General features: G+C 53.1%; 22 protein-coding genes and 1 tRNA gene. 10 read left to right on the top strand and 13 right to left on the bottom strand.

What is annotated here, in order from left to right; translation table 11 throughout:
- Window positions 1-13: 13 nt before the first annotated feature.
- Entirely contained in the window at window positions 14-898 is an 885-nt protein-coding gene (nifH, locus tag ACL2XJ_RS20875) for a nitrogenase iron protein (RefSeq protein WP_132921731.1), read from the bottom strand.
- A 440-nt stretch (window positions 899-1338) separates the two neighbouring features.
- On the opposite strand from nifH, the gene ACL2XJ_RS20870 reads away from it, so the two are divergent.
- Together ACL2XJ_RS20870 and ACL2XJ_RS20865 are read left to right on the top strand one after the other, a co-directional pair.
- Window positions 1339-1414, top strand: a tRNA-Asn gene (locus ACL2XJ_RS20870).
- 318 nt (window positions 1415-1732) lie between these two features.
- Window positions 1733-2470 (top strand): metallophosphoesterase, encoded by a 738-nt coding sequence (locus tag ACL2XJ_RS20865; RefSeq protein ID WP_413724368.1) that lies wholly within the window; start codon window positions 1733-1735, stop codon window positions 2468-2470.
- A 336-nt stretch (window positions 2471-2806) separates the two neighbouring features.
- Here ACL2XJ_RS20865 and ACL2XJ_RS20860 read toward each other — a convergent pair whose 3' ends face one another.
- From ACL2XJ_RS20860 to ACL2XJ_RS20845, 4 genes are all read right to left on the bottom strand, one after another.
- Window positions 2807-3340, bottom strand: a complete 534-nt coding sequence (locus ACL2XJ_RS20860; RefSeq protein WP_413724367.1) for an RES family NAD+ phosphorylase — start codon at window positions 3338-3340, stop codon at window positions 2807-2809.
- On the bottom strand, window positions 3337-3708 hold the full coding sequence (locus ACL2XJ_RS20855; protein WP_413724366.1) for a hypothetical protein: 372 nt from the start codon (window positions 3706-3708) through the stop codon (window positions 3337-3339). The genes ACL2XJ_RS20860 and ACL2XJ_RS20855 overlap by 4 nt, the downstream gene beginning before the upstream one ends.
- Window positions 3709-3940: 232 nt before the next feature.
- Window positions 3941-4582: an NADPH-dependent F420 reductase gene (locus tag ACL2XJ_RS20850; protein ID WP_413724365.1), complete on the bottom strand. Its 642-nt coding sequence runs from the start codon at window positions 4580-4582 to the stop codon at window positions 3941-3943.
- Window positions 4583-4654: 72 nt separating this feature from the next.
- Window positions 4655-5593: an SDR family oxidoreductase gene (locus ACL2XJ_RS20845; protein ID WP_413724364.1), complete on the bottom strand. Its 939-nt coding sequence runs from the start codon at window positions 5591-5593 to the stop codon at window positions 4655-4657.
- Window positions 5594-5855: 262 nt separating this feature from the next.
- Here ACL2XJ_RS20845 and ACL2XJ_RS20840 point away from each other — a divergent pair, with 262 nt between their 5' ends.
- Window positions 5856-6329 (top strand): winged helix-turn-helix transcriptional regulator, encoded by a 474-nt coding sequence (locus ACL2XJ_RS20840; RefSeq protein WP_203521542.1) that lies wholly within the window; start codon window positions 5856-5858, stop codon window positions 6327-6329.
- Between the two features lie 53 nt (window positions 6330-6382).
- Here ACL2XJ_RS20840 and ACL2XJ_RS20835 read toward each other — a convergent pair whose 3' ends face one another.
- Window positions 6383-7276, bottom strand: a complete 894-nt coding sequence (locus ACL2XJ_RS20835) for a LysR family transcriptional regulator (protein ID WP_413724363.1) — start codon at window positions 7274-7276, stop codon at window positions 6383-6385.
- 128 nt (window positions 7277-7404) lie between these two features.
- Between ACL2XJ_RS20835 and ACL2XJ_RS20830 the strand changes: the two genes are divergently transcribed.
- From ACL2XJ_RS20830 to ACL2XJ_RS20815, 4 genes are all read left to right on the top strand, one after another.
- Entirely contained in the window at window positions 7405-7944 is a 540-nt protein-coding gene (locus tag ACL2XJ_RS20830) for a nuclear transport factor 2 family protein (protein WP_413724362.1), read from the top strand.
- A gap of 24 nt (window positions 7945-7968) precedes the next feature.
- Window positions 7969-8373, top strand: a complete 405-nt coding sequence (locus ACL2XJ_RS20825; protein ID WP_413724361.1) for a nuclear transport factor 2 family protein — start codon at window positions 7969-7971, stop codon at window positions 8371-8373.
- A gap of 245 nt (window positions 8374-8618) precedes the next feature.
- Window positions 8619-9386, top strand: coding sequence for a phytanoyl-CoA dioxygenase family protein (locus ACL2XJ_RS20820; RefSeq protein ID WP_413724360.1), 768 nt, complete (start codon window positions 8619-8621; stop codon window positions 9384-9386).
- A gap of 204 nt (window positions 9387-9590) precedes the next feature.
- Window positions 9591-10457: a helix-turn-helix transcriptional regulator gene (locus tag ACL2XJ_RS20815; protein ID WP_413724359.1), complete on the top strand. Its 867-nt coding sequence runs from the start codon at window positions 9591-9593 to the stop codon at window positions 10455-10457.
- Window positions 10458-10507: 50 nt separating this feature from the next.
- Here ACL2XJ_RS20815 and ACL2XJ_RS20810 read toward each other — a convergent pair whose 3' ends face one another.
- Genes ACL2XJ_RS20810 through ACL2XJ_RS20800 form a run of 3 tightly spaced genes read right to left on the bottom strand, consistent with a single transcriptional unit; the run spans window position 10508 to window position 14022 of the window.
- Window positions 10508-10852, bottom strand: a complete 345-nt coding sequence (locus tag ACL2XJ_RS20810) for a PTS fructose-like transporter subunit IIB (RefSeq protein ID WP_203521556.1) — start codon at window positions 10850-10852, stop codon at window positions 10508-10510.
- A gap of 28 nt (window positions 10853-10880) precedes the next feature.
- On the bottom strand, window positions 10881-11759 hold the full coding sequence (locus tag ACL2XJ_RS20805) for a [formate-C-acetyltransferase]-activating enzyme (RefSeq protein WP_413724358.1): 879 nt from the start codon (window positions 11757-11759) through the stop codon (window positions 10881-10883).
- Window positions 11725-14022: a formate C-acetyltransferase gene (locus ACL2XJ_RS20800; RefSeq protein WP_413724357.1), complete on the bottom strand. Its 2298-nt coding sequence runs from the start codon at window positions 14020-14022 to the stop codon at window positions 11725-11727. Before ACL2XJ_RS20800 ends, ACL2XJ_RS20805 begins: the two co-directional genes overlap by 35 nt.
- A 355-nt stretch (window positions 14023-14377) precedes the next feature.
- Between ACL2XJ_RS20800 and fsa the strand changes: the two genes are divergently transcribed.
- Complete coding sequence (gene fsa / locus ACL2XJ_RS20795; protein WP_413724356.1) at window positions 14378-15040, top strand: fructose-6-phosphate aldolase; 663 nt, start codon at window positions 14378-14380, stop codon at window positions 15038-15040.
- A 23-nt stretch (window positions 15041-15063) separates the two neighbouring features.
- On the opposite strand, the gene ACL2XJ_RS20790 is transcribed toward fsa, so the two are convergent.
- Window positions 15064-15915 carry a PA4780 family RIO1-like protein kinase gene (locus ACL2XJ_RS20790; RefSeq protein WP_132921745.1) on the bottom strand — a complete coding sequence of 284 codons (852 nt, stop codon included), beginning with the start codon at window positions 15913-15915 and terminating at the stop codon, window positions 15064-15066.
- Window positions 15916-16306: 391 nt separating this feature from the next.
- Between ACL2XJ_RS20790 and ACL2XJ_RS20785 the strand changes: the two genes are divergently transcribed.
- Window positions 16307-17215, top strand: coding sequence for an SDR family oxidoreductase (locus ACL2XJ_RS20785; protein ID WP_413724355.1), 909 nt, complete (start codon window positions 16307-16309; stop codon window positions 17213-17215).
- Between the two features lie 11 nt (window positions 17216-17226).
- On the opposite strand, the gene ACL2XJ_RS20780 is transcribed toward ACL2XJ_RS20785, so the two are convergent.
- A complete protein-coding gene (locus tag ACL2XJ_RS20780) occupies window positions 17227-18681 on the bottom strand; it encodes a DASS family sodium-coupled anion symporter (protein ID WP_132921747.1) in 1455 nt (484 codons plus the stop codon).
- A 567-nt stretch (window positions 18682-19248) separates the two neighbouring features.
- Between ACL2XJ_RS20780 and ACL2XJ_RS20775 the strand changes: the two genes are divergently transcribed.
- Window positions 19249-20403 (top strand): cobalamin-independent methionine synthase II family protein, encoded by a 1155-nt coding sequence (locus tag ACL2XJ_RS20775; protein ID WP_413724354.1) that lies wholly within the window; start codon window positions 19249-19251, stop codon window positions 20401-20403.
- Window positions 20404-20791: 388 nt separating this feature from the next.
- On the opposite strand, the gene ACL2XJ_RS20770 is transcribed toward ACL2XJ_RS20775, so the two are convergent.
- Window positions 20792-21814, bottom strand: a complete 1023-nt coding sequence (locus ACL2XJ_RS20770; protein ID WP_132921749.1) for an LLM class flavin-dependent oxidoreductase — start codon at window positions 21812-21814, stop codon at window positions 20792-20794.
- Between the two features lie 146 nt (window positions 21815-21960).
- Window positions 21961-22527: a hypothetical protein gene (locus ACL2XJ_RS20765; RefSeq protein WP_413724353.1), complete on the bottom strand. Its 567-nt coding sequence runs from the start codon at window positions 22525-22527 to the stop codon at window positions 21961-21963.
- Between the last annotated feature and the right edge of the window lie 60 nt (window positions 22528-22587).

The following is a 22587-nucleotide window of genomic DNA, read 5'->3' as shown; positions in this document are numbered from 1 at the left end:
ACGCAGGTTGATATCAGACGGACTGCGCTTCTTCCGCGGCGGTTTTGCCGATGATGTTTTCGTCTTCCACATCCAAAATGCCGAATTCCATCAGCAGCGCCTCCAATTCGTCCATAGTCACCGGCGTCGGGATCACCATCAGTTTGTTATCAACGATTTTTTTCGCCAGGGTGCGGTATTCATTCGCCTGATCGCAGGTAGGATCGTATTCGATCACGGTCATGCGGCGGATTTCCGCCCGCTGCACGATATTGTGCCGGGGTACGAAATGAATCATTTGCGTGCCCAGTTTTTCCGCCAGGGCGATAATCAGTTCATCTTCGCGGTCGGTCTGGCGGGAATTGCAAATCAGCCCGCCTAAACGCACCTTGCCGGATTTGGCGTATTTCACGATGCCTTTACAGATATTATTGGCGGCATACATGGCCATCATCTCGCCGGAACAGACGATATAGATTTCCTGCGCCTTGTTTTCACGAATGGGCATGGCGAACCCGCCGCACACCACGTCCCCCAGTACGTCATAGAAAACAAAGTCCAGGGAGTCCTCATAGGCGCCCTCTTCCTCCAGGAAGTTAATGGCGGTAATGACGCCGCGGCCGGCACAGCCCACGCCCGGCTCCGGGCCGCCTGACTCCGCGCAGCGGATGCCCGCATAGCCCACCTGCAAGACATCTTCCAGTTCCAGATCTTCAACCGAGCCGACTTCGGCGGCCAGTTCCATAATGGTATTCTGTGCTTTGGCATGAAGGATCAGCCGGGTTGAGTCCGCTTTCGGATCGCAACCGATGATCATGACCTTCTTGCCTATCTCGGCCAGGGCGGCCACGAGGTTTTGGGTCGTAGTGGATTTACCTATGCCACCTTTGCCATAAATGGCGCATTGACGGATAGCCATGAACATTCTCCTGTGAGTGGATTGACCTTTTCTATCAAGCAGGGAATGTACCAAAAGCACGTCATATACAATTTATTGATTTTTATAAATTTATTTTAAAACGGTTATTATTTTAGGACCGGGTTATGAACAAACAGCAAACCATTTGTCGGGAACCGGACACAAGATGTGCCTAACGGGGCGGGAAAATGAACATTATGGACACAATGGACAATGGCGTGACGATGACTGGACAATCAGTCGCGAGCCCGACCCAACCCGGCCTGGGCAGACGTCCGGAAAGGAGATAGGCCATGTTAACCGCCTATGAACCTTGAGATAATGGAGTTTTGCTTGTAAAATCAGCATCCTGGCGAGAATTTGGCCAAACGCGCCCCTAAAAGAAAATGCGCTTTGACAAATCCGGCCGGCATCATTAGTATTCGCGGCGTTCCGACAATTCCTCTGTAGTTCAGTCGGTAGAACGGCGGACTGTTAATCCGTATGTCACTGGTTCAAGTCCAGTCAGAGGAGCCAAGATTATTGAAAAGCCCGCTCAGGGAACTGATGCGGGCTTTTTGTTTTTAGCGGTTTATGACAGTCGGCTAAGAGCGAGAAGCGGACCTTATGCATCCTTGCTAACATTGGCTCTGAGTAATCGGAATTGAGCTAAGCGATTCATTGTGAATTTCCGACCGCCTTTGCAGCAAGCCTGATTTACCGTAACTTTTGGATTACTGATCCTGATTAATCTGTCTATTTTTGTCATAGTGGTGAACAACATGAAGTTTAGAACCGGATTCATGGCCATGAATCACGCTCTTGTTCCCCCCACAACAATCGTATGAGGTCTTTATGCTGATAGCACAGGTTTCAGATATTCACGCCTCACCCGAAAATGATCACCTGCTTCGGTTCGACCAGGTACTTAATTGGCTTATGCATCTGCAACCGGACGTACTGGTACTTACAGGTGATCTAACGGATGGGCACTGGCAGGAAGGTTATAAACAAATAGCTGACCGCCTGAATCAGCAGAATTACCCTTCGTTGATCCTGCCGGGTAACTCAGACGACCGCAGTCTGATACGTTCGATTTGGGATGAGAACAGGTGGGAGCACGATGCCCAAGGAGAGGCCCTGCACTTAATCCATAACACAGGTGTCATTCGCCTGATTGGTCTGGATTCGACGATTGAATATAAGGAATACGGCAGTGTGACTGACCATCTGGAATGGTTGGATAATCAACTTAGCGACGCAGGCGGCCCTCCGTCATTGCTGTTTATGCACCATCATGTCTTTGCATCTGGCATACCAACGCTAGACAAAACGATGTGCAGAGGTCTGCCTGATATGGAAGATTTGATTAGACGCGCCCCGGCGAGACTGCTAGCCATTTCTACAGGGCATGTCCACAGACCGATAGCTGGTAAGTTTGCGGGCATACCTGCCTTCATTTGTGGCTCAGTCTGCCCGGCAAATCCTGTCTGGTTTGGAACAGTTAACGTTCCTCCTGCGAATGACCCGCCAGCGTTGATGATTCACCGCTACGTCTGTAACTATCTTACAAGTCATCACGTTTGCGTTTAACTGGCATTCTGAAAATGCATAGTTCTCATAGAAAACGCCTCGACCCCAAGTGATTAATACATAATGATGCGAGGGAGCAATGTCTGCTCCTGGCACAGCGCTGACCGCCAAATGTGATTGGACCCAGAGTAGCGAGGATGCCAGATTACGTCCGGGTTGACCTCCCCCCTACTAGTTAATCCGTCGCGAGCCTAACCAAGATTGTAATATTTATCATCGACACGAACCCGAATTAGCTTCGCCCTTATTGGGTATTACCACTTCGTTTAACCTGTCATTTTGGTTTGTACAACGGTTTTGGTGTTTTTCATCCATGCGCCATCGCTATGCTGCGCGCTACGTATGAGTATTTGGCGGAATACTCTTCAAGTTACTGGCAGGATCATATACGCACAGTTGTATGTCGCTCAGTTGGGAACTTCGATAGATCACCAGATTGATTCCGCCCGGCCGGGCTTGGGAGGGAAAAAGGATGCCATCCAGGCCAGCGGCAACCACGTCGTCGGCCATATACCAAGTGGGTGGTTCGACACCGTTGCCAAAACGTTCCGTGCGCCAATCGACGGCAAAGTCGGCCCACAGCTCGGCCCAGTGCTCAGGGTCGAATCCGGCGCTCAAATCAGCCACCCGCAGTTCTTTAGCGAAAAAAGTGCAGATCGTGCCAGGCTGCAGCCAGGGATTGTCCTGTTTGTATTCGGCCAATGCCGTGACTTCATCAGCCGACAGGTATAGCGCTTCTTGACGGGGACGATTGAAGCGTCCCCCCTGCCTGGCGGCCCCCATGCCGGAACGGGGCGTAGAGGCAAAGGCCGGTACAAGAACCCGATAGAACGCCGGGAACCGCCCGCCGTCAAGAACAACGTCAATCATCCAGAGGCACCGTTGGCGAGCGATTCCAGATAGGCGATGACGTCATCGGCCCTACCATCTCTGAGCAGGGCATCAGCCGTCTTATAGCCGAACGCGCGCAAGGGTTCGTTACGGATGAGAAATACGGCCTGCTGAGCATCTCCCGTCATCTCGGTGGCCACCGCGAGAACCCGCACCAAATCCACCAGATACTGCTGCAATTGCTGTGCTTGAGGCCGTGAAGAAGGAGTATTGCGATGTACATGCGCGCGCTCGGCCAGTTCCTGGATTCGGAAGCCAAAAAAATCCCCTACTCTGGCAGGTGATAGGTAGGCGGTGTTAGGCTCGCGAAACTGAACGCTCAGCGGGTTCGGAAGTGATGCACTCATAGTCACTCCTTTCAATGCAACCAACATGCACTTATTATGCACTAACATTGCAAATATTCCAATACCAAGGTAGATACATCTCATAAACGCGCAGTTGACATTTATCACTTAGATCGTAAACGGCGGCAATTGCATAAGCCATCAGTACTTCTTGTTTGTGAGATTTAAACCAGGCCGCCGCGGCCCAGTGCGGCAAATAGTGCCTTCACGATCTGCGCGTTCCCTTGCGTGCTCATCGCGCCAATCCGATATCGACGTGCATGGCAATATCGAACGTGCCGGCGCCGTTTTTTGCCAGGCCGATCATCAAGAGGCCAAGCGATTCGAGCGTCTGGGCCATGTGCAGGGCGCCAATATCCAAAGGCCGCAGGCCGAGGCTCCCGAGGAAAACCGCAACGCGGGCCTTGGCTTCTCCATCGTCGCCTGCGATGAACGCGTCGAGCCGGCCACCCTTGGCAAGCACAGGGCCGAAGAGAGTGTTGAACGCTTTCACGACATGCGCGCCGGCGGGGAGACCTTTGGCAGTCTCCTGCGCACCGGAACTGCCATTGGGGGACACAAGGCCCGAGAGGTCGGGGGCTATCGGGTTGGTGATGTCGATGATTACCTTGCCGCCCAGCGCCGCCCCGAAATCGGCCACCACCGACGCCGCACTGCCGTATGGCACGGCGAGGATGACGATGTCCCCCTTTGGTGCGGCGCCGTACGTGCCGGTGGTCGCGCCAGCGCCAAGCCTCTCGGCAAACGCCTGCGCCTTGGACTGGTCGCGGCCGATCACCTCGACTACGTGACCAGCCTTGACGCTACGGCCCGCGATTGCCGTGGCCATGCCGCCGGCGCCGATGATGCTGATGGTGCAGATGGGAGTGCTCATATTGTTTCCTCGTCAGTTAACAGGTTGCTCGTCATGTATTACCGGAACATCGCCCCGGTAATACAGCGCGCGTCAGGCAGCCGGAAAATAGTGGCCGTTATCCATATCGGCGAACAGGCCGGGCTGAGTGGGTTCCCAGCCCAGGGCCTGCCGGGTGATAAGGTTCGATGCTGGGAGATCGAGCGTGACCAGGTTTGCCAGGAAGCCAAAGTAGCCCGGCAGCATCAGCACGTCTGCGGGAATGCTCACGGCCGGCACGTTCAGGCGGCTGCCAATGGCCTCGGCGATGGCGCGGAACGGGATGCCCTCGCTCTCGACCCCATGCCAATATTTGCCTGCCCCACCCTTCTCCAGCGCCAGGCGGAACAAGATGGCGAGGTCACGGGCGTGTACGGCCGGCCACAGGTTCGCGCCTTCTCCCGGATAACCGATGACGCCCTTTTCCTTCGCCAGCCCGATCAACAATGGCAGGAAGGCGACGTCGGTCGTGCTGTGCGCGATGGTAGGGATCCGCACGATCGACGACCGCACGCCCCGCTCGGCGAGGCCGATGACGGCGAGATCGACGACGTTACGCACCCGCAGGGTCCCCTTGTACGCATCGCCGCCGGGAAGTGACGGGTCTTCCTCGGTGGCCGGCCGGCCCAGCTTTTCCCACCCGGGCGCGCCGATGCTCCCCGACACGACCAGCGGCTTGCCGCTTCCAGCCAGCGCCTCGCCGTACGCGAGCATGATCTGGAGTTCCGCGGCGGCCACGGCGTCGATCCCACCGGAGGGAAGCAGGTCTTGCCTGTGGGCGACGTGAATGACGCCGTCGGCGTCCGCCGCCGCCGCCTTGAGCCCCTCAAGGTCGGAAATATCCCCGCGCCGCGCCTTGGCGCCAAGTGCGGCCACCGCATCTGCGGCCTTGTCCGAGCGGGCCAGGCCGGTAACTTCGTGTCCGGCCGCGACCAGTTCAGGGATGATGTACGAACCGATATGGCCGGTTCCTCCAGTAACTAAAACGCGCATGTTGCTGTTCCTCGTAAGTGAGATGAAAAAATAGTGCTACGGGTGAGCTCAGCCGGGAAGGCTGGCCCCGATTGAAAAGTTGGTGTGCTTGATGGCGTGGGCGAGCAGGCCCAGCGACAGCAAGCAGACGTGTACCAGCGACCGCGCTCAACATACAAACCATGCTAGACATATCGCTTGCAATAAGCAAGTAAAGTTACTTGTAAAAAGAAAGTAATCACGGCATTTGCTTGCGATATGCAAGTAATGTTAAGATTTCGCCATGAAAACGACAGGTAAAGAAATCAGGTCACACTGCGCGGTGAACTACGGCGTGGAGATCTTTGGCGACCGGTGGTCGCTCTTGATCATTCGCGACATCGTTTTTGCCGGTAAGAAGACCTATGGCGAGTTCCTGAAATCGGAAGAGGGAATCGCGACCAATGTCCTTGCTTCCCGCCTTGCCTTTCTTGAGGCGCAAGGCATTCTCTCGAGGGTGCCCAGCCCCGATGACGGGCGCAAGGACTTCTACACGCTGACCGAGAAAGGCCTGGACCTCATTCCCATCATGCTGAGCATTGTCCTGTGGAGCGCGCAGCACGATGCGAAGTCGTACGTGCGGGGACAAAAGGAGTTCATTGCGAGAATCAGTCAGCATCCCGTGCAAGTGAGCGAAGAGGTAAAGGCGCTGGTTCGCAATGGCGGATATATATTCCCCAATGGAACGGGTGAACAAGACGGCAAGCATGCCTGTTAACTCCCGCAAACGATATGCGCACGCGAGCAGCGTTATTCTGAGCAAAAAATACGTTAATCCTGACGTAACCAGTCAATAAAGGCTCTCATCGCCGGAGACATGGATTTGCCGGCAGTCCAGCAAAGATGATAGCCGGCAAACTCCACATCCCATTCATTGAGAATAGGATGTAGCGCGCCGGATAAAAGATGCGCGCTCACTCTTTCCGCGGTCACCTGGGCAATACCGATTCCCGCGATGGCGGCTTGATATTGTCGCTCGCGATCGTCCACCACCAGATTCCCCGTTACCGGAATGTTTTTGATCTGGCCGTCATAAAAAAACTGCCATGGCTCCGGCGTTACCGTTCCCGGCCAGCGCCAGCCAATGCAATTGTGCTGCCTTACATCTTCGGGGTGTTTGATATCTTCATGAGTTTCAAGATAAGACGGCGCGGCCACCACTATCTGATGCAGCCGGCCGCCAACGGGTACCGCAATCAATCCGGGATCAAGCACTTCGCCCAGCCGTAGGGAAAGATCATACCCTCCCGCGATAAGGTCAGTAGGTGAATCATTAATGGTGATATCAATATGTACATCGGGAAAAGAGCTCAGAAAACCGGGTACCTTATGATCCAGGAACATCATCGCTGCCGAACGAAAGGCATGTATGCGAATATTTCCCCTTATGATATGACTTCTGGCGCGCGCCTGTGCGAGCGCCCCTGCCAGATTCTCCAGTAACGGCGCGGTTTGCAGATAAAGTGATTTTCCATCCTCAGTAAGGCCCACGGAGCGCGTTGTGCGGTTGAAAAGCCGCTGTCCCAAGCGTCCCTCAAGCCCATTAATCTGCTGGCTAACGGCAGACGCGGAAATGCCCAACATGGCAGCGACAGCCCTGAAGTTCAATTTCTCCGCGACCAAAATAAATGTTTTTAGCGCCAAAAAATCTGAACCTTCAATCATCAATCGCCCTTATTGTTAAGCATGGATAATCACTGCATTTAGTTTATGCGGGATTATGTAATTTGAAAGAATAATTATAATGTAGCTTCCGCTTCAGGCAAGCTTGTAAAAAACAGGAGAGAGAACCAATGACCGATGAAAATCAGCCTACCGTAGAGCAGCGGCTGCAGATGATAGAGGATACATTAGCTATTTATGAACTTATCGCTTCTCACCCTCCCAGCGCTGATACCGGCCTCGCCGAATATACCGCTGCTGTCTATATGGAGGATGGGGTTTTTAATCGCGGAGAGGGGTTGGATGGAGCTAAAGGCGTGGAGGCTATCGCGGCATTTATTCTCAGGCAGGCCCATGAGGAGGCAATCAAAGGCGGACTGGCACACTTTGCCGGGTTACCGCTAATCGACCTACGCGGCGATAAGGCAATCGTCACCTCCTACTTGCAACTTTTACAGCTGGATAAACAGGGTGAAATTCGCGAGATGGCTAATCATGGCTCGTCAACCGGGTACCGTATCCACCGGGTTGTGGTTAACCGTTGGGAGCTCGAACGCCATGCGGGGCGCTGGAAAATACGCAGCAGAACCCTTCTTCCGGTCGATGGGACCGATGCGCCACGCCAGTTATTAACACGCGGCCTCTCAGATATTCTCAAAGCCGCACGCTAATTATCATCTACAGTTACGAGGAAAATGATGAGCGAAAAAAATCGCCGGTTTCTGACGTCCCTATTCCAGACGATTGCAAGCCAGGGATGGGGAGATAATTTTATGTCTGCACTGCATGAAGATCTGGAGTTCAATGCAATGGGAACTTCGCCCTTATCCGGGACCTACCAAGGGAAAGAGGCTTACCGTAGTCAACTTATTAAACGACTTGATGACAAGCTGGAATCCTGGCCTGTCCCAATAATCGATACGATGATCGTCGATGGCAACCTTGCCTGCCTGCAATTCCATGCTACAGGTGGAAAGGGAAAAAACGGTGCGGATTTTAATATGAGCTATTGCTGGGTGCTACATATCGAGAATCAGCAGATTACAAAAATATGGGGGTATTACGATGCATTCAAGATGATTGAGCTTTTTAACATATAATCACTATCTCACTCTCGAATGCTACGGGCTTTTATTGATATGGCGAAGCGCAAAGGACTGGCGTTTTAGCCGCGATGTTCTGCGGATGTTGCCGCACTGTCCCATGAGTGGATTTCCAATATAAATCACATTTTTGCCGCCATGCCACATATGTCCAGATTTTCGTTGCATTAGCCTGCTTCTTTATTGCTCATGATCGCGTATTTTTTAATACGTTACAAAAACGTGAAAATGAAGGAGCTAATATGAAAACCCAATCTGAAAGCTATCTTGAGGCTCTTGGCGCCACTGCTGATTTATCCCGCGATATGATTGACCAGTTGGAGACCAAGGGCTACGTCGTTATCCGCGATGTTATTGACCCGGACTGGCTGGAAGATATGCGTGCGGCGTTTGACGGGCTGGTAAAAAAGGAGGGAGATAATCTCGCGATAGAGCATCACCAGGAAGAGACCGCCACCCGGATTGCCAACATGATCAACAAAGGCACGGTATGGGAGAAAGTCTGGGCACATCCGGTTGTTCTGTCGGTATGCCGCCATATTTTCCAGGGACCATTTAAGGTCTCCAGCCTGAATGGCAGAGAAGCGCTTCACCATGGCGGCCATCAGCCCCTGCATGCGGACTGGAAAAAACCCCGGCCCGATTTTCCAAAGGTCCATCTGGTCAACGCAATCTGGGCTATAGATGACCTGAGCGCGGCCAACGGCGCGCCGCGTATTATTCCCGGTACCCACCATCGGCCGGAATTGCCCGAAGATATCTTGCCCGACCCGGCCTTACCGCATCCTGATGAAGCCATTTTTGCGGCGCCGGCGGGCAGCGTGATGATTTATAACGCCCATGCCTGGCATGGCGGGACCACCAATACCGTGGGTACCCGGCGCAGAGTTTTACATGGCTTATATTGCGATCGCGAGGATGCGCAGCAGCAGGATCAACGCAAATGGTTGAGACCAGGAACCGCCTCCCGTCTGACGCCGGCGCAAAAGTGGCTCCTTGACGTTTTATGAAAAACAGGCGAATGGCCGCCGTGTTATGACCTAAGCCTGTTTTTAACAATGGCTGCGGCACCAAAGCTGAATGTTCGGTTTCATTGCACATGGGCTTGAAGGTTTTCTTCAGGCTCTTAATCATAATATGACCCATCCTGTCTCGCTTGAAAGACCTCATGAAACCTTTTAAGATCCCCGTTAACGTTTAAAAGAGATCTGGCTATGCAGCAAGACGTTATAGACATCATTGCTCGGTTGATTTCCCGTCATCATGCAATGACTTTAAAATACCCGAATAACTCGCTCCCTGCCCCGCCCTTGGCTAGCGTCGTAAGCTTTCCTCGTCTCGAAATTGTGATAGAAGGAGAAGTTCAAGATAAAAGTCTGCCGGAGGCCCAAGGAATTCTAAAAAAATACAATGCGCTTTATATACCCGCGGGTAAATGGAATTTGATAAGCTGGACCCGTCCTGCGACATTATTAAGCATTCTATTTAGCAAAAATAAATTAGGCTTTAGCATTCAGCAATGGGATGGCGATAACCTCATCTACGTTGATAAACAAAACGTCGCCCGCCTCGGCCCGCGGGTCGGTTCTTTTCTGCTGCAAGCGATGAATGAGATTGTTTCCAACCTGGACGATCAGCAAACCGCGCGATTGGTTCTCGCCGGCTTGCTGAGCCACTGCTCAGACCAACTCATCAACCAGGCGCAGAAATTAACCCCCAGCCGGGCGTTATTTGAGGTCATTCAGGAATATATTGACGATAACGCCTCGTTTCAACTCACCCGCGATGATGTTGCTAAACGTTTTCATATTTCTCCCAATTATCTTTCACATCTTTTTAGAAAAACCGGCAGCATTGGTTTCAACGAATACCTTAACCACGTTCGTCTGGAACGCGCTAAGTTATTACTTAAAGGTTATGATATGAAGGTTAAAGAAATCGCGAGCAGCTGTGGTTTCATCGACAGTAATTATTTTTGTCGTATTTTTCGTAAAAGTACGGCCCGATCCCCAACCGAATACAGAAGCCAGTGGCGAAGCCAATGTGACAATAAAGAGAGTAACGACATATCTACCCGATGAAGGGTATGGATACCGCGATTCGTATCACATCCCTTTATATTACCTATTCTTCAGCTCACTTTAAGATGTGTGCCATTGGGCAAATTAAACGCTTGTTCAACTACTGACATGACTTTATGGGGTTCTAACAAAAAAATGCGGGTGGTGGTCTGAACGCTTCTGCACGTTGCAAACCGTTCCGCGCCGTCAATGACAATGTCAGTGATAAGCACCGCCACATTTGCTCTCGCTATATCTTCCGCCGTTATGGCATTTTCCGTGCCTAATGCGCCTTGCGTTTCAACCTTCACGGACCATTTTTCCTGCTGGCATAATTTTTCGAAACGTTCCGCCGCCATATACGTATGGGCGACGCCGCTTATACAGGCAGTTACCGCAACAAGATAACGCGTCATTCTGTCACCTTCCTATCCTTTTCGCGGACTAGCCGCCGACCTTAATCCGATAGCCGGCGGATTCAGCCATTAATCGCAACGGAGCGATGTCGCTTTCATCCGGCGCAGGTACGCCTTTCATCTGCCATGGCCGGTCTAACAGAGAATACTTGGGCTCTCCGTAGGGATGGAAAGGCAATAAATGTAATTCATCTATTGCCAAAGGCGCCAACACATTCAGTACCCGGCACATATTCTCCCGCGTCATTGTATATCCCGGAATCAAAGGAATGCGCGGAATAACGTGGATACCGTTAGCCACCAGTAAGCGCATATTTTTCAGCACCCGCGGCAGATTGATATGAAGCACTTCTTTTGACTGTTTTACATCCATGATTTTCAGATCAAATAACACATCATCACATTGACGCGCAAGGGGCAGAAAACGAGCGGCAGGCGCATCGCCGGCTGTTTCAATCGCGGTATTGATTCCCAATCGCCGCAACCTGGCAAGAAAACGCGTGGCAAATTCAGCCTGCATTAATACTTCTCCCCCCGAAAGCGTCACCCCGCCGGACGATGAACGAAAGAAGATATCATCCTTCAGTACCTCTTTTTCCAAGCCATCCAGCGTCACGTCGCGGCCGATACGCGCCAATGCGCCGGAGGGACATTCATCCGCATCATAGAGACAGACAGCGCGATGGAGGCATTTTTTTTCACGGCGCACTGTTTCAATACTGCCGGAAATGGATTCAGGGTTGGCGCACCATGGACAGCGATGCGGGCATCCCTTGAAAAAAATCACCGTACGGATCCCTTGTCCATCGTTAAGGGAGTAGCGCTGGATATTGAAAATGCGGGCCGTTTCATCGGCCGGATAGTCAATGCATTTACAATTGATGCGCCGTGCGGCGGATAATGTCATCCTGAATCTCCCTCGACAACTCCACAAAGAAGGCGCTATAACCGGCAACGCGAACCACCAGGCAGGCAAAATCCTGCGGACGCTGCTGTGCTTCCCGCAGCGTTTGGGCATTCACCACGTTAAACTGGATATGCTGCAGTTTCAGTTTGGTAAAGGCGTGCAAAAAGTCACTGAGTTTATTAAGCCCGCCGTCACCCGCAAGCGTAGCCGGGGTAAATTTCACATTTAACAGCGTACCGTTCGACAGCAAATAGTTGTCCAGTTTACTGACTGATTTTAATACCGCCGTAGGTCCATTGCTGTCCTGCCCCAGCATCGGCGATAGCCCGCCGTCGGCCAGCTGTTCACCCGCAAGACGTCCGTCCGGCGTTGCCCCGACCACCGCACCCAAGGGTATATGGGCGGATACGGTATAAGACCCCGGCGAGAAATGCCCGCCGCGGGGGTTGGTCCAGGTTTCGACTTCTTTGCAATAGAAGCGCAGTAAATCAGCGCTGATATTATCCACCTCGTCAATATCATTGCCGTATTTCTCAAAGCGGTTAATCAGCCGGGCCCGGATATTTTTCCCGTCCGCAGTGGCAAAATTCGCTTTCAGCACCGCCAGAAGCTCATCAAAGCTCAGACGCTGTTGATCAAATACCATACCTTTCAAGGCGTGTAACGAATCGCTGAGATTAGCGATGCCAATGCCCTGGACACCCGAGAAATTATAGCGCGCGCCGCCTTCGGTTATATCCTTGCCCTTCGCCATGCAATCGCTGATAAACGAAGAAAGCAGCGGCACCGGCGCCCGGTCGCGGTGGCCGATATCGCAAATATTGCTGCCTTCCACCATCAGCTTGATATAGTGGCGAATCTTATCGCGTATCTGCCTTAGCAGGCTGTCCCAGGTGATAACCGCGCTGCCTTCATTTTCCAGCAAGACAATCTCCATGACTTTAAGCAGATTGAACATGGCAATATCATGCAAACCGTAGGTTCTGCCGGGAATAGAAAGCTCGACGCAGCCTACCACCGCATAATCGCGAGCATCCTCTAGTGAGACGCCCCGATTCAGGAACGCGGGCACCACCACTTCATCATTAAAGATCTGCGGAATGCCGGTTCCCAGCCGGATGGTTTCCGCCGTTTTCAGCAAGAACGGACGATCGATAAATTCATTTACCCGTACGCCGATATTCGGCTGAGGAAGCTGAACGGTTTGATAGGCGTCAAGACACAGGAATGAGAGCATATTCACCGCGCTGCGGCCATTTTCCGTCAAGCCGCCTAATATCACGGTATAACCCGTTGGGAATCCGGCAAAATAGCGGGCGCTGCCGGCTGAACGCAACAATACTACGTCATTACATTTTACCCACAGTGATTCCAGCAACTCTTTTAGCAACGCCGGACTGTGGCCACGGCTCAAAGAGGACTGGTAAAATGGCAGCATGTATTGGTCAAAACGCCCCAGTGATAAAGAGCTGGCGTTAGATTCATATTGCAATATTACGTTCATGTACCAAAACAACTGACAGGCCTGCCGGAAATCTTCCGGGCGATACTGGGCATTATGACGGGAAATATCCGCAATCGACCGCAACTCCTTACGGCGGGTATCGTTTGTGCACCGTTCCGCCAATTGGTCGGCCAAGGCGGCATAACGCAATATATGTCGCTGTGATGCTTCCAGTAATAGCAAGCCGGCCTGAAAGAAGACGTTATCCTGATGCTCGGCGCAGCGGCTTTTCATCTCGGCAATAAGCTTCGCCAGGCCGTTATTCAACAGGTGCGGATAATCAATAATAATATGGCCCTGGCCTTTATCGGTCTGGTTTATGCTGAAAATCTGCGTACTGACGGCAGCGTTAACCTCGTCGCTCATCTGACCATTAATAAAGTCTTTCATCGATCGCGTTACCCAATAAGGATAAAGCTGCTCGCGATAAATCTGTTTATCTTCGTCACTGATGTCAAAACGATCCTGAGGGCGAGAGGAAAATTGATCCAGCTCGGTAAGCAGCCAATAAGGATCCATTTCCGGAGAGATAATCCCGGACCGCGGTTTTACGGTGCGGTTGCCGGCAATCAATTCGCCATCACGAATTGCGATATCAACGTTATCAAGAATATAGGCGGTTGCCTTGGCGCGACGCATTAACACCGACTCCCCCGCCGTTTGTCGATGGCTGGCGGTATAGAGCAATGCCCTCTCCAGCGAAATTTCGCGGGGATGGGCCAGCATTGAGCTTTTCAGCTGTTGGACTCGATTCGTCATGAAGACCCCTCATTAAAAGAATGGCGTGAAAACACCCACCAGGCCGGCCGCTTTTTCAAGGTAGCCGGCGCTTTAAACAATAGGCATACGCCACGGAAGATGACAGACGAGAAAAAGGGCATTTACTGGACTTTTGTACTGTTAAAATAAAAATGCGAGCTTGCTCAACCCTCTTGCCCATAGGGACTCAAGTCAAATCCAATGCGAAGTGTGACTTGAAGCACGTTTTATTGCGTTGAATACATTTATCCAGTGTTTGACACTTTTGACGCATAGCTTAATAGCGCCATGTTTTTTAATCTGGCATCAGCGCGAACGTGAAAGTGACTATGACGATTGAATGAAAGGAAAACCGATGGAACTCTATCTGGATACCGCGAATGTCGCGGAAGTAGAACGACTGACGCGTATATTCCCCCTTGCCGGCGTTACCACCAATCCAAGCATTGTTGCCGCCAGTAAGGTCCCGTTATGGGAAGTCTTGCCACGCCTGCGGGAAGCCGTGGGAAAAGATGGCCGTTTGTTTGCTCAGGTATTGGGCCGCGACGCGGCAACAATGGTTGCTCAGGCGAAGCAATTGGTGGCGCGCATTCCGGGAATTGTGGTAAAAGTCCCGGTGACCTCAGAAGGACTCGCCGCCATCAAGCTTTTAACCGCCGGCGGGATTACAACCCTGGGCACCGCGGTTTACAGCCCGGCGCAGGGACTGCTGGCCGCACTGGCCGGCGCGGAATATATTGCCCCTTATGTCAACCGGGTAGATGCGCAAGGCGGCGACGGGATCAAAACCGTACAGGAATTGCAGGCGCTTCTCCACCTGCACGCGCCGCGCTGTAAAGTGCTGGCCGCCAGTTTCAAAACCCCGCGCCAGGCGCTGGATTGCCTGTTGGCAGGCTGTGAGGCCATTACCCTGCCTTTGGACGTGGCGCAACAATTAATCAGTTCTCCGGCGGTGGACGCCGCCATCGATAAATTCGAGCATGATTGGAGTGGTGCGTTTGGAAACCTGAACCTATAAACAAGGCGGCATCCCGGCGGGCTTTAAAGGTCGCGCTCCTTCTGTGCCCGCTGGCGATCGTAGTATTCATATTCAGCGGAAATGATTTCATCGAGCAATGAATCCACATCGGCTTTCTGGGTATTTTCAGCGAACCGCCCGGTGAGAATGGTTTCCGGTGTCAGCTTCCCGTCTTCATACAGCGCCCAGATTTCTTTCGCATAACGGGTTTCCAGCAGCCGCGGCGCGAACCGGCCGTAGTATTCGGTCATGTTGTTGACATCCCGTTCGAACATGGATTCGGCGTGGTTGTTCGCCGCGGCATCCACCGCCTGGGGCAGGTCGATAATGACCGGCCCTTTGGCGTCCATCAGCACGTTGAATTCTGATAAATCCCCATGCACGATACCGGCGCACAGCATTCGTACGATATTGCGGATCATGGTGTCGAAATCGGCTACCGCTTCATCTTCCGTCAGAATCACTTCGCTCAGACGCGGCGCGACCACGCCGTCGGCGTCGGTGATAAGCTCCATCAGCAGCACTCCGTCCAGACAGATATAGGGCTGCGGTACCCGCACCCCGGCATCCGCCAGCAGGAATAGCGCATTGACTTCCGCCGTCTGCCAGGACTCTTCCTGCTGCTTGCGGCCGAACTTTGTGCCTTTTTGCATAGCCCGCGCGTTGCGGCTGTTACGGACTTTACGGCCTTCCTGATACTGCACGGCCTGCTTGAAGCTACGCTGCGTGGCTTCTTTGTAAACTTTGGCGCAACGGATCTCTTCACCGCATAACACAGTGTAAACGTCGGCTTCTTTGCCGCTTTTCAATCGACGGACCACATCGTCTATCAGACCGTCAGCCACCAGCGGTTGGATTCTATTTGGTATTTTCATGCAGCCTTGTACCTTATTTCAGCGCATGAGGGAATGACCTGCGCACTATATTTGCCGCGAAGGATCTATCTTGTAGCACTGATGAGTCGCTTTATCTGTTATCTCGCATATGCCAGACTGCCTCCATTATGCCACACTATTTATTGTTACTGGGCAATATCCGCGTAGTGTATTCGGTGTCAATCAAGACGGTTATCGCTGCCAGGGTGGGAGCCGATGGGCTAACGCCCTGAAAATCGCCGGATTCCGGGCGTTTTTACGTTGATGGCCCGCCCCGTGGCAATCCCTCCGGCGACGCGATCCTGTTGCTATTTATACTACGATAAACTCACTACTTTTATAGCGGCCGCTTTCAGGCAACACTTCCTTCACACAACACTGGAGGTATTCTATGCGCGTATTTCTTACTGGTGCGACCGGTTTCATCGGATCACGCATCGTACCCGAACTGCTTGCCGCCGGGCATCACGTCCTCGGTCTGGCGAGATCGGATGCCGGCGCCCGGTCCCTGGAGGCCGCCGGCGCGCAAGCGCATCGCGGCGATCTGGAGGATCTGGACAGCCTTCGCGACGGCGCGGCCAAGGCCGATGCGGTTATTCATACCGCATTCGATCATGACTTTTCGCGCTTTGTGGCCAATTGCGAAAAGGACAGGCGGGTCATTAACGCCTTGGGTTCCGTTCTCAAAGGCTCCGCCCGGCCCCTCATCATAACATCCGGAACCGGCATGGGCGATGCCGGACTGGGCCGGCCGGCGACGGAAGACGTGTTCAACGCCAACAACCCCAATCCGCGCGTGGCCTCCGAGCTGGAGGGCAATACACTGCTGGCGGCCGGCGTCGACGTGCGCGTGGTGCGGCTTCCGCAGGTCCACGATACGTTCAAGCAGGGGCTTATCTCGCCCTTCATCGCGATCTGCCGGGAGAAAGGCGTGGCGGCCTATGTCGGCGAAGGAGCCAACCGCTGGCCGGCGGCCCATGTGCTGGATGTGGCGAAGCTCTATGCGCTGGTCCTGGACCAGGGGCGCCGGGGGGACAGGTATCATGCCGTTGCCGAGGAGGGCGTTTGCGCGCGCATCATAACGGAGGTGGTAGGAGCAGGACTCGGTGTGCCGGTGGTGTCCCTATCGCCCGAACAGGCGCCGCAGCATTTCGGCTGGTTCGCCATGTTCGCGGGCATGGACCTGCGGGCTTCCGGCGCATGGACCCGCGAACAGCTCGGCTGGGAGCCGACCGGCCCGGGGCTGCTGGACGATCTGAAGCGGATGGACTATTCGCTGCCGGCGGGCGGACATCAATAATCAATCGCCGGCTAAAACAGTCCTAGAATCCGCCACCAGGCCAGTCCCACCGCCATGAATATCGCCTGGTTGATTATGCTGATGATAAAACCGGTGCGCCACCAGACATTGGTGGGCACATAGCCGGCGCCAAACAGGATGGGACCGCGCGCATGGGTATATTGGGTCAGGGAGCAATACAGGCTGCTGGTAAATGCCAGCATAAAGGCCATCGGCAGCGCCGGAATGCCAAGCTCTATGCCGACGGCCAGAAACACCGCATACAGCGCGGCGATCTGCGCGTTGCCGCTGGCAAAGAAGTAATGGGTGTACATATAGGCGGCATTTAACAGCAGCAACACCCACACCCAATGCGTGCCGGACATCAGATGGCCGATATTCGAGCCTACCACATTGCCGAACCAGGTAGTGAATCCCAGATCCTTCAGCTTGTTGGCCATCATCAGCAATGCGGCGAACCATACCAGGGTGTCCCAGGCGCCCTTTTCGCTTTTGATATCTTCCCAGGTCAACACGCCGGTCAGCAAGAGAAACGACAGGCCGACAAACGAACCGGTGGTGGGATCCACCCCGAGGGTTGAGCCAAAAATCCACAGTATCAGCAGCAGTAATACCGTGACGACCATCAGCCACTCCGAACGGCCCAGCGGGCCCATTTTTTCCAGCTCGGCGGCGGCGAACTTAGGCGCATCCGGCGTCTTTTTAATCTCCGGGCGCACCAGGAAATAAACGCATGGCGGCACAATGACGAGCGACACCGCGCAGGGCACCACGGCGGCGAGAAACCATTCGAACCAAGAGATAGACACGCCGGCGTCGGCTGCCAGTTTCACCGCCAGCAGGTTGCCGGTATAGGCGGTCATAAACAGCGCGGAGGTGATATCGTTGACATTGCCGATGCAAACGATCAGGAACGTGCCGATTTTACTGCGCGATGCGTTATCGGGATGAGAATCAAAGCTGCGCGCCAGCGAATCGGCGATGGGATAAATTACCCCGCCGCAGCGCGCGGTATTGCTGGGCATTGCCGGCGCCAGCAGCAGATCGGCGAACGCCAGCCCGTAAGCCAGGCCGAGGGTACGTTTTCCCAGCAGCCGAATCAGCATCAGGGCCAGCCGTCGCCCGAGGCCGGTTTTGATAAACCCGCGCGCAATCATAAAGGCCACGACGATAAGCCAAATCAGAGAACTGTTAAGTTCGCTTAGCGCCGTAACGATGGCGCCTTCGGCGCTCTTGTCGCCGGCGGCATAGGTCAGCGCAAAAAGAGTGATGCTGATAATGCCTATGGCGCCGATGGGCAGGACGTTAGCCACAATGGCGATAATGGTGGCCACAAATATCACCGCTGAATGCCAGGCGTGGACACTGAGTCCGGTGGGGGGCACAACCCGCCACAGCGCCAGGCCGGCCACGACAATGACGGCCAGCGACAGCCAACTCAGACCATAGGATGTTTTGATTTTCAACGGACGATCCCTTTGTTTAACGTTAGGATTTCAGTCTATTCCCTTAGAACGGCGCCTGTATTGCGGATATTTACCATTATAAGACAGGATAAACCCTGAACATGACAATTATTCATTAATTAGAAAGCATTATTTTTTTATTTATTCATTAATCCTTTAATAATTTATTACAATATAAACTTATTGAAAGAGCAGAACATATCCTCCTGTTTACCGGCAACAAAAGCGAAAATGACGCATTAATTTTTTTATTGATCTTGATCAAGTCACTTATCAATAATTCATTTTGATGGGTGGACTTTCATCGCCTATTGTTGCGGCCGGCAACGTCTTATTTAAGGGAAAGATTATTTCCCCTACCCTCCTCCGCAATAAATGGCCGGCGGCGATTAATCATCCGTCATGATTAAATGCGATTGAATTCGTTCCGTGAATCTCTGTTATTAACATCACCGTGACGCTGTCCCAGTATTATTGGCGGTCGACAACTCACCCTTCCTCCCCTAGAATAACCGCGGTGGTTTCATCCACTCATAATAGAAAAAATTATCTCAGAGGAGTCTGCACGTGTCGCAACAAGAACCTCGCATTTTAACCACCCATGTCGGCAGCCTGCCGCGCCCGACTCGATTGCTGGATCTTATGAAGGCCAATATCGAAGGCACGGACAATCGGGCCGAACTTGAAAATTGCATCCGGGAATCGGTGATCGAGTCAGTTCAGCAGCAATTGGCTGATGGGATTGATATTGTCACGGACGGCGAAATGTCCAAAGTGGGTTTTTTCGCCTACGTCCGCGATCGTATCTCCGGTTTCGAGCCTCGTCCGGGAGCGGGTTATGCCGCTTTTGAAGCTGAAGTCGAAGCCTTTCCCGAGTATTACAGCGAATATTTCGGCAAAGCAATGCTGGGAGGAAACCTGGTGCCTTTTGTTCCGGTCGTCTGTACCGGGCCGGTGTCCTATCATGGCGTCGCGCAGCTCAAGCGCGATCTGGGCAATCTGGCGGAGGCGCTGAAAATCACTCCCGCTCATTCCGCCTTTGTTCCTTCGGTGGCGCCCACAGGCGTCGGCAGCAACGCTTTTTATGAAAATGAGGGGGACTATCTGTCAGCTATTGCCGAAGCCCTGCGAGTCGAATATAAAGCCATTATCGATGCCGGATTTACCCTGCAGATTGACGATCCCTTTTTACCCGATCTTTTTGCCGACCGGCATCTCACCAGCGTCCAGATCCGTCAGAAAGCCACTGATTATGTCACCATTTTGAATCATGCGCTGCGCGGAATTCCCCAGGAAAAAATACGCTATCATACCTGCTATAGCATCAATGAGGGGCCGCGTATCCATGACGTGCCTTTTATCGAATTTGTACGCTATATGCTGGATCTTAATGTCTCGGATTACTCCTTTGAAGCCGGGAATGTTCGCCATGAACATGAATACCATATATGGGAACAGGTGAAACTGCCGGAAGGGAAACGCCTCATCCCGGGGGTTATCTGCCACGCCAGTAATACCGTCGAACACCCTGAGCTCATCGCTGAACGCTTGATTCGTTTCGCTGAGCGCGTCGGAAGAGACAATGTGCTGGCAGGAGCTGATTGCGGCTTCTCTTCACAGGCAACCTATAAAACCGAGGTGCATCCCACTATCGTCCGGGAGAAGTTCAGGGCACTGCGGGCCGGGGCGGATATCGCCAGCAAGAAATTATGGCGGCGTTAAAATAAAAAATACCCAGATCGCCGCCGGCGGCACTGGCGGCGGCGGTAAATTTTATGGAACCTGAATTAAAATAAGGAATAGTCCGGCATACAAAAACGCATTACGATCTATAATCAACTTTCTTAACTATCTTCAACAGAGAACACCATGAAGAAAATTGCACTTTGCTTGGCTTTAGCCGTTTTTACGCTGCCGATAACCACCATAAGCTGGGCAGCTCCCGTCAGGCATGAAAAGGTCGTTGTGGTCCATAAGCATCGCCATCATGTGGTAAAACACCCGATTAAAAGACATCACCCCGTCGTTATCGAAAGACGCTAGACCAGGCCTGACGCCAGGCAACGCTTTCGCGGCTAACAGAGATCTGTTGGCCGCTTTTTTTTATCGTTCAGCGCCATCCCAGGCCGGGCGCCACATGGGTCAGGATTGACTCGATGGCGTGAACGTTATAGTCGACCCCCAATTGGTTAGGCACGGTCAACAGCAAGGTGTCGGCTTCGGCTATGGCTTCATCCTGTTTTAGCTCCGCGATCAGGACATCCGGTTCGGCGGCGTAGCCGCGGCCAAATATAGCCCGGGTCTTTTCATCAAGAAAACCGATTTGGTCGCCATCGCGGCTGCTATTGCCGAAATAGGCGCGATCCCGCTCATCCATCAGGGCGAAGATACTGCGGCTCACCGACACCCTGGGCTCGCGCGCGTGACCGGCTTCCCGCCACGCGGCACGGTAGGCCCGAATTTGCTTGGCCTGCTGAATGTGGAAAGGTTCCCCGGTTTCGTCGTCCTTAAGCGTTGAACTTTGCAGATTCATACCCAATTTGGCTGCCCAGACCGCGGTGGCATTGGAGCCGGCGCCCCACCAAATCCGGTCCCGCAGGCCGGCGGAAAAGGGCTCGAGGCGCAATAAGCCCGGTGGGTTCGGGAACATCGGCTGCGGGTTGGGCTTGGCGAAACCCTCCCCTCGCAGAAGGTCAAGCAAGACCTCGGTATGGCGTCGTCCCATGTCGGCGTCCGACTCGCCTTCGGCGGGCTGATAGCCAAAATGGCGCCAGCCGTCTATGACCTGTTCCGGGGAGCCGCGGCTGATGCCCAACTGCAGGCGTCCGCCGGAGATAAGATCGGCCGCGCCGGCGTCTTCGGCCATGTAATGGGGATTTTCATAGCGCATATCGATAACGCCGGTGCCAATCTCGATGCGGCTGGTTCGGGCGCCCACCGCCGCCAGCAGGGCAAAGGGGGAACTGAGCTGGCGGGCAAAGTGATGCACCCGGAAATAGGCGCCGTCCGCCCCCAACTCCTCCGCGGCCACGGCAAGTTCAATGGATTGCAGCAGCGCGTCAGCGGCGGAGCGGGTACCGGATTGCGGTGAAGGAGTCCAATGGCCGAACGACAAAAAACCGATTTTCTTCATGGAATTAAGGCCCTTATTATCATTGGCTTATTAATGTATGAGGCCCTACTGCTGAAACCGGGCCCACCTATAACCGCCAGTCCGGCGCAACATACCGGTTAAGCACTGTTGTCCCGATAATAAAGCCCCCCCCTCTGAAGCGCAAATCACGGTTGCCGCCATTGGCGGACGGTAACGTCAAGGCCGTCGGATTCAACCCACGGTTGACCAGAGCATGGCCCGGACAGCTTTTGTTCTGAAAAGCGGGACGTCTCGCACTCTAGGCCAAAAAGCTCAATGCCGGTGACGTTTCGCATTTTATAGATACCCCCTGCCCAAAAGGTGATAGCCATCGCTTCGGTATTCAGCACGATAATTTCTCCTTCAGCGTAGGGCATCATTCTGCCTCTGCCATAAACCTCAATAAACGGCGGGCGCGAGTTTTTTTCATACGAGATCATAAATGACGCGGTACTGGGCGTGAATTTTTTACAAAGATGTTTAACATGAAATTGCCTTAGGGCAAGATTCACCATACTTGCCCCGCTCTCATGGAAAAACCATTCTGTTTCGCCTAATCCTGGAGTGCTTGAGTATATTGCCTTGGTGGGATGAAAACAGACATCCGAGGCATTAACCCGCAATAACGTTGATAAAACGTTATCCTGCTGTCTATTTTCATTGATTTTCGTACTGTATTCGGATTTTGTTGATTTCACGTCTGATATGATCAAAATTACCATCCATTAAATAGCTGAAACTGTCGATTGCCGTCCACAGTGATTCTATAAAAA

This window comes from Sodalis sp. RH16, from assembly GCF_047324245.1.
GTDB classification, from domain to species: domain Bacteria; phylum Pseudomonadota; class Gammaproteobacteria; order Enterobacterales; family Enterobacteriaceae; genus Acerihabitans; species Acerihabitans ligni.
Note: the sequence above shows the minus strand (reverse complement) of the source record. Positions and strands in the feature narration are given on the sequence as shown.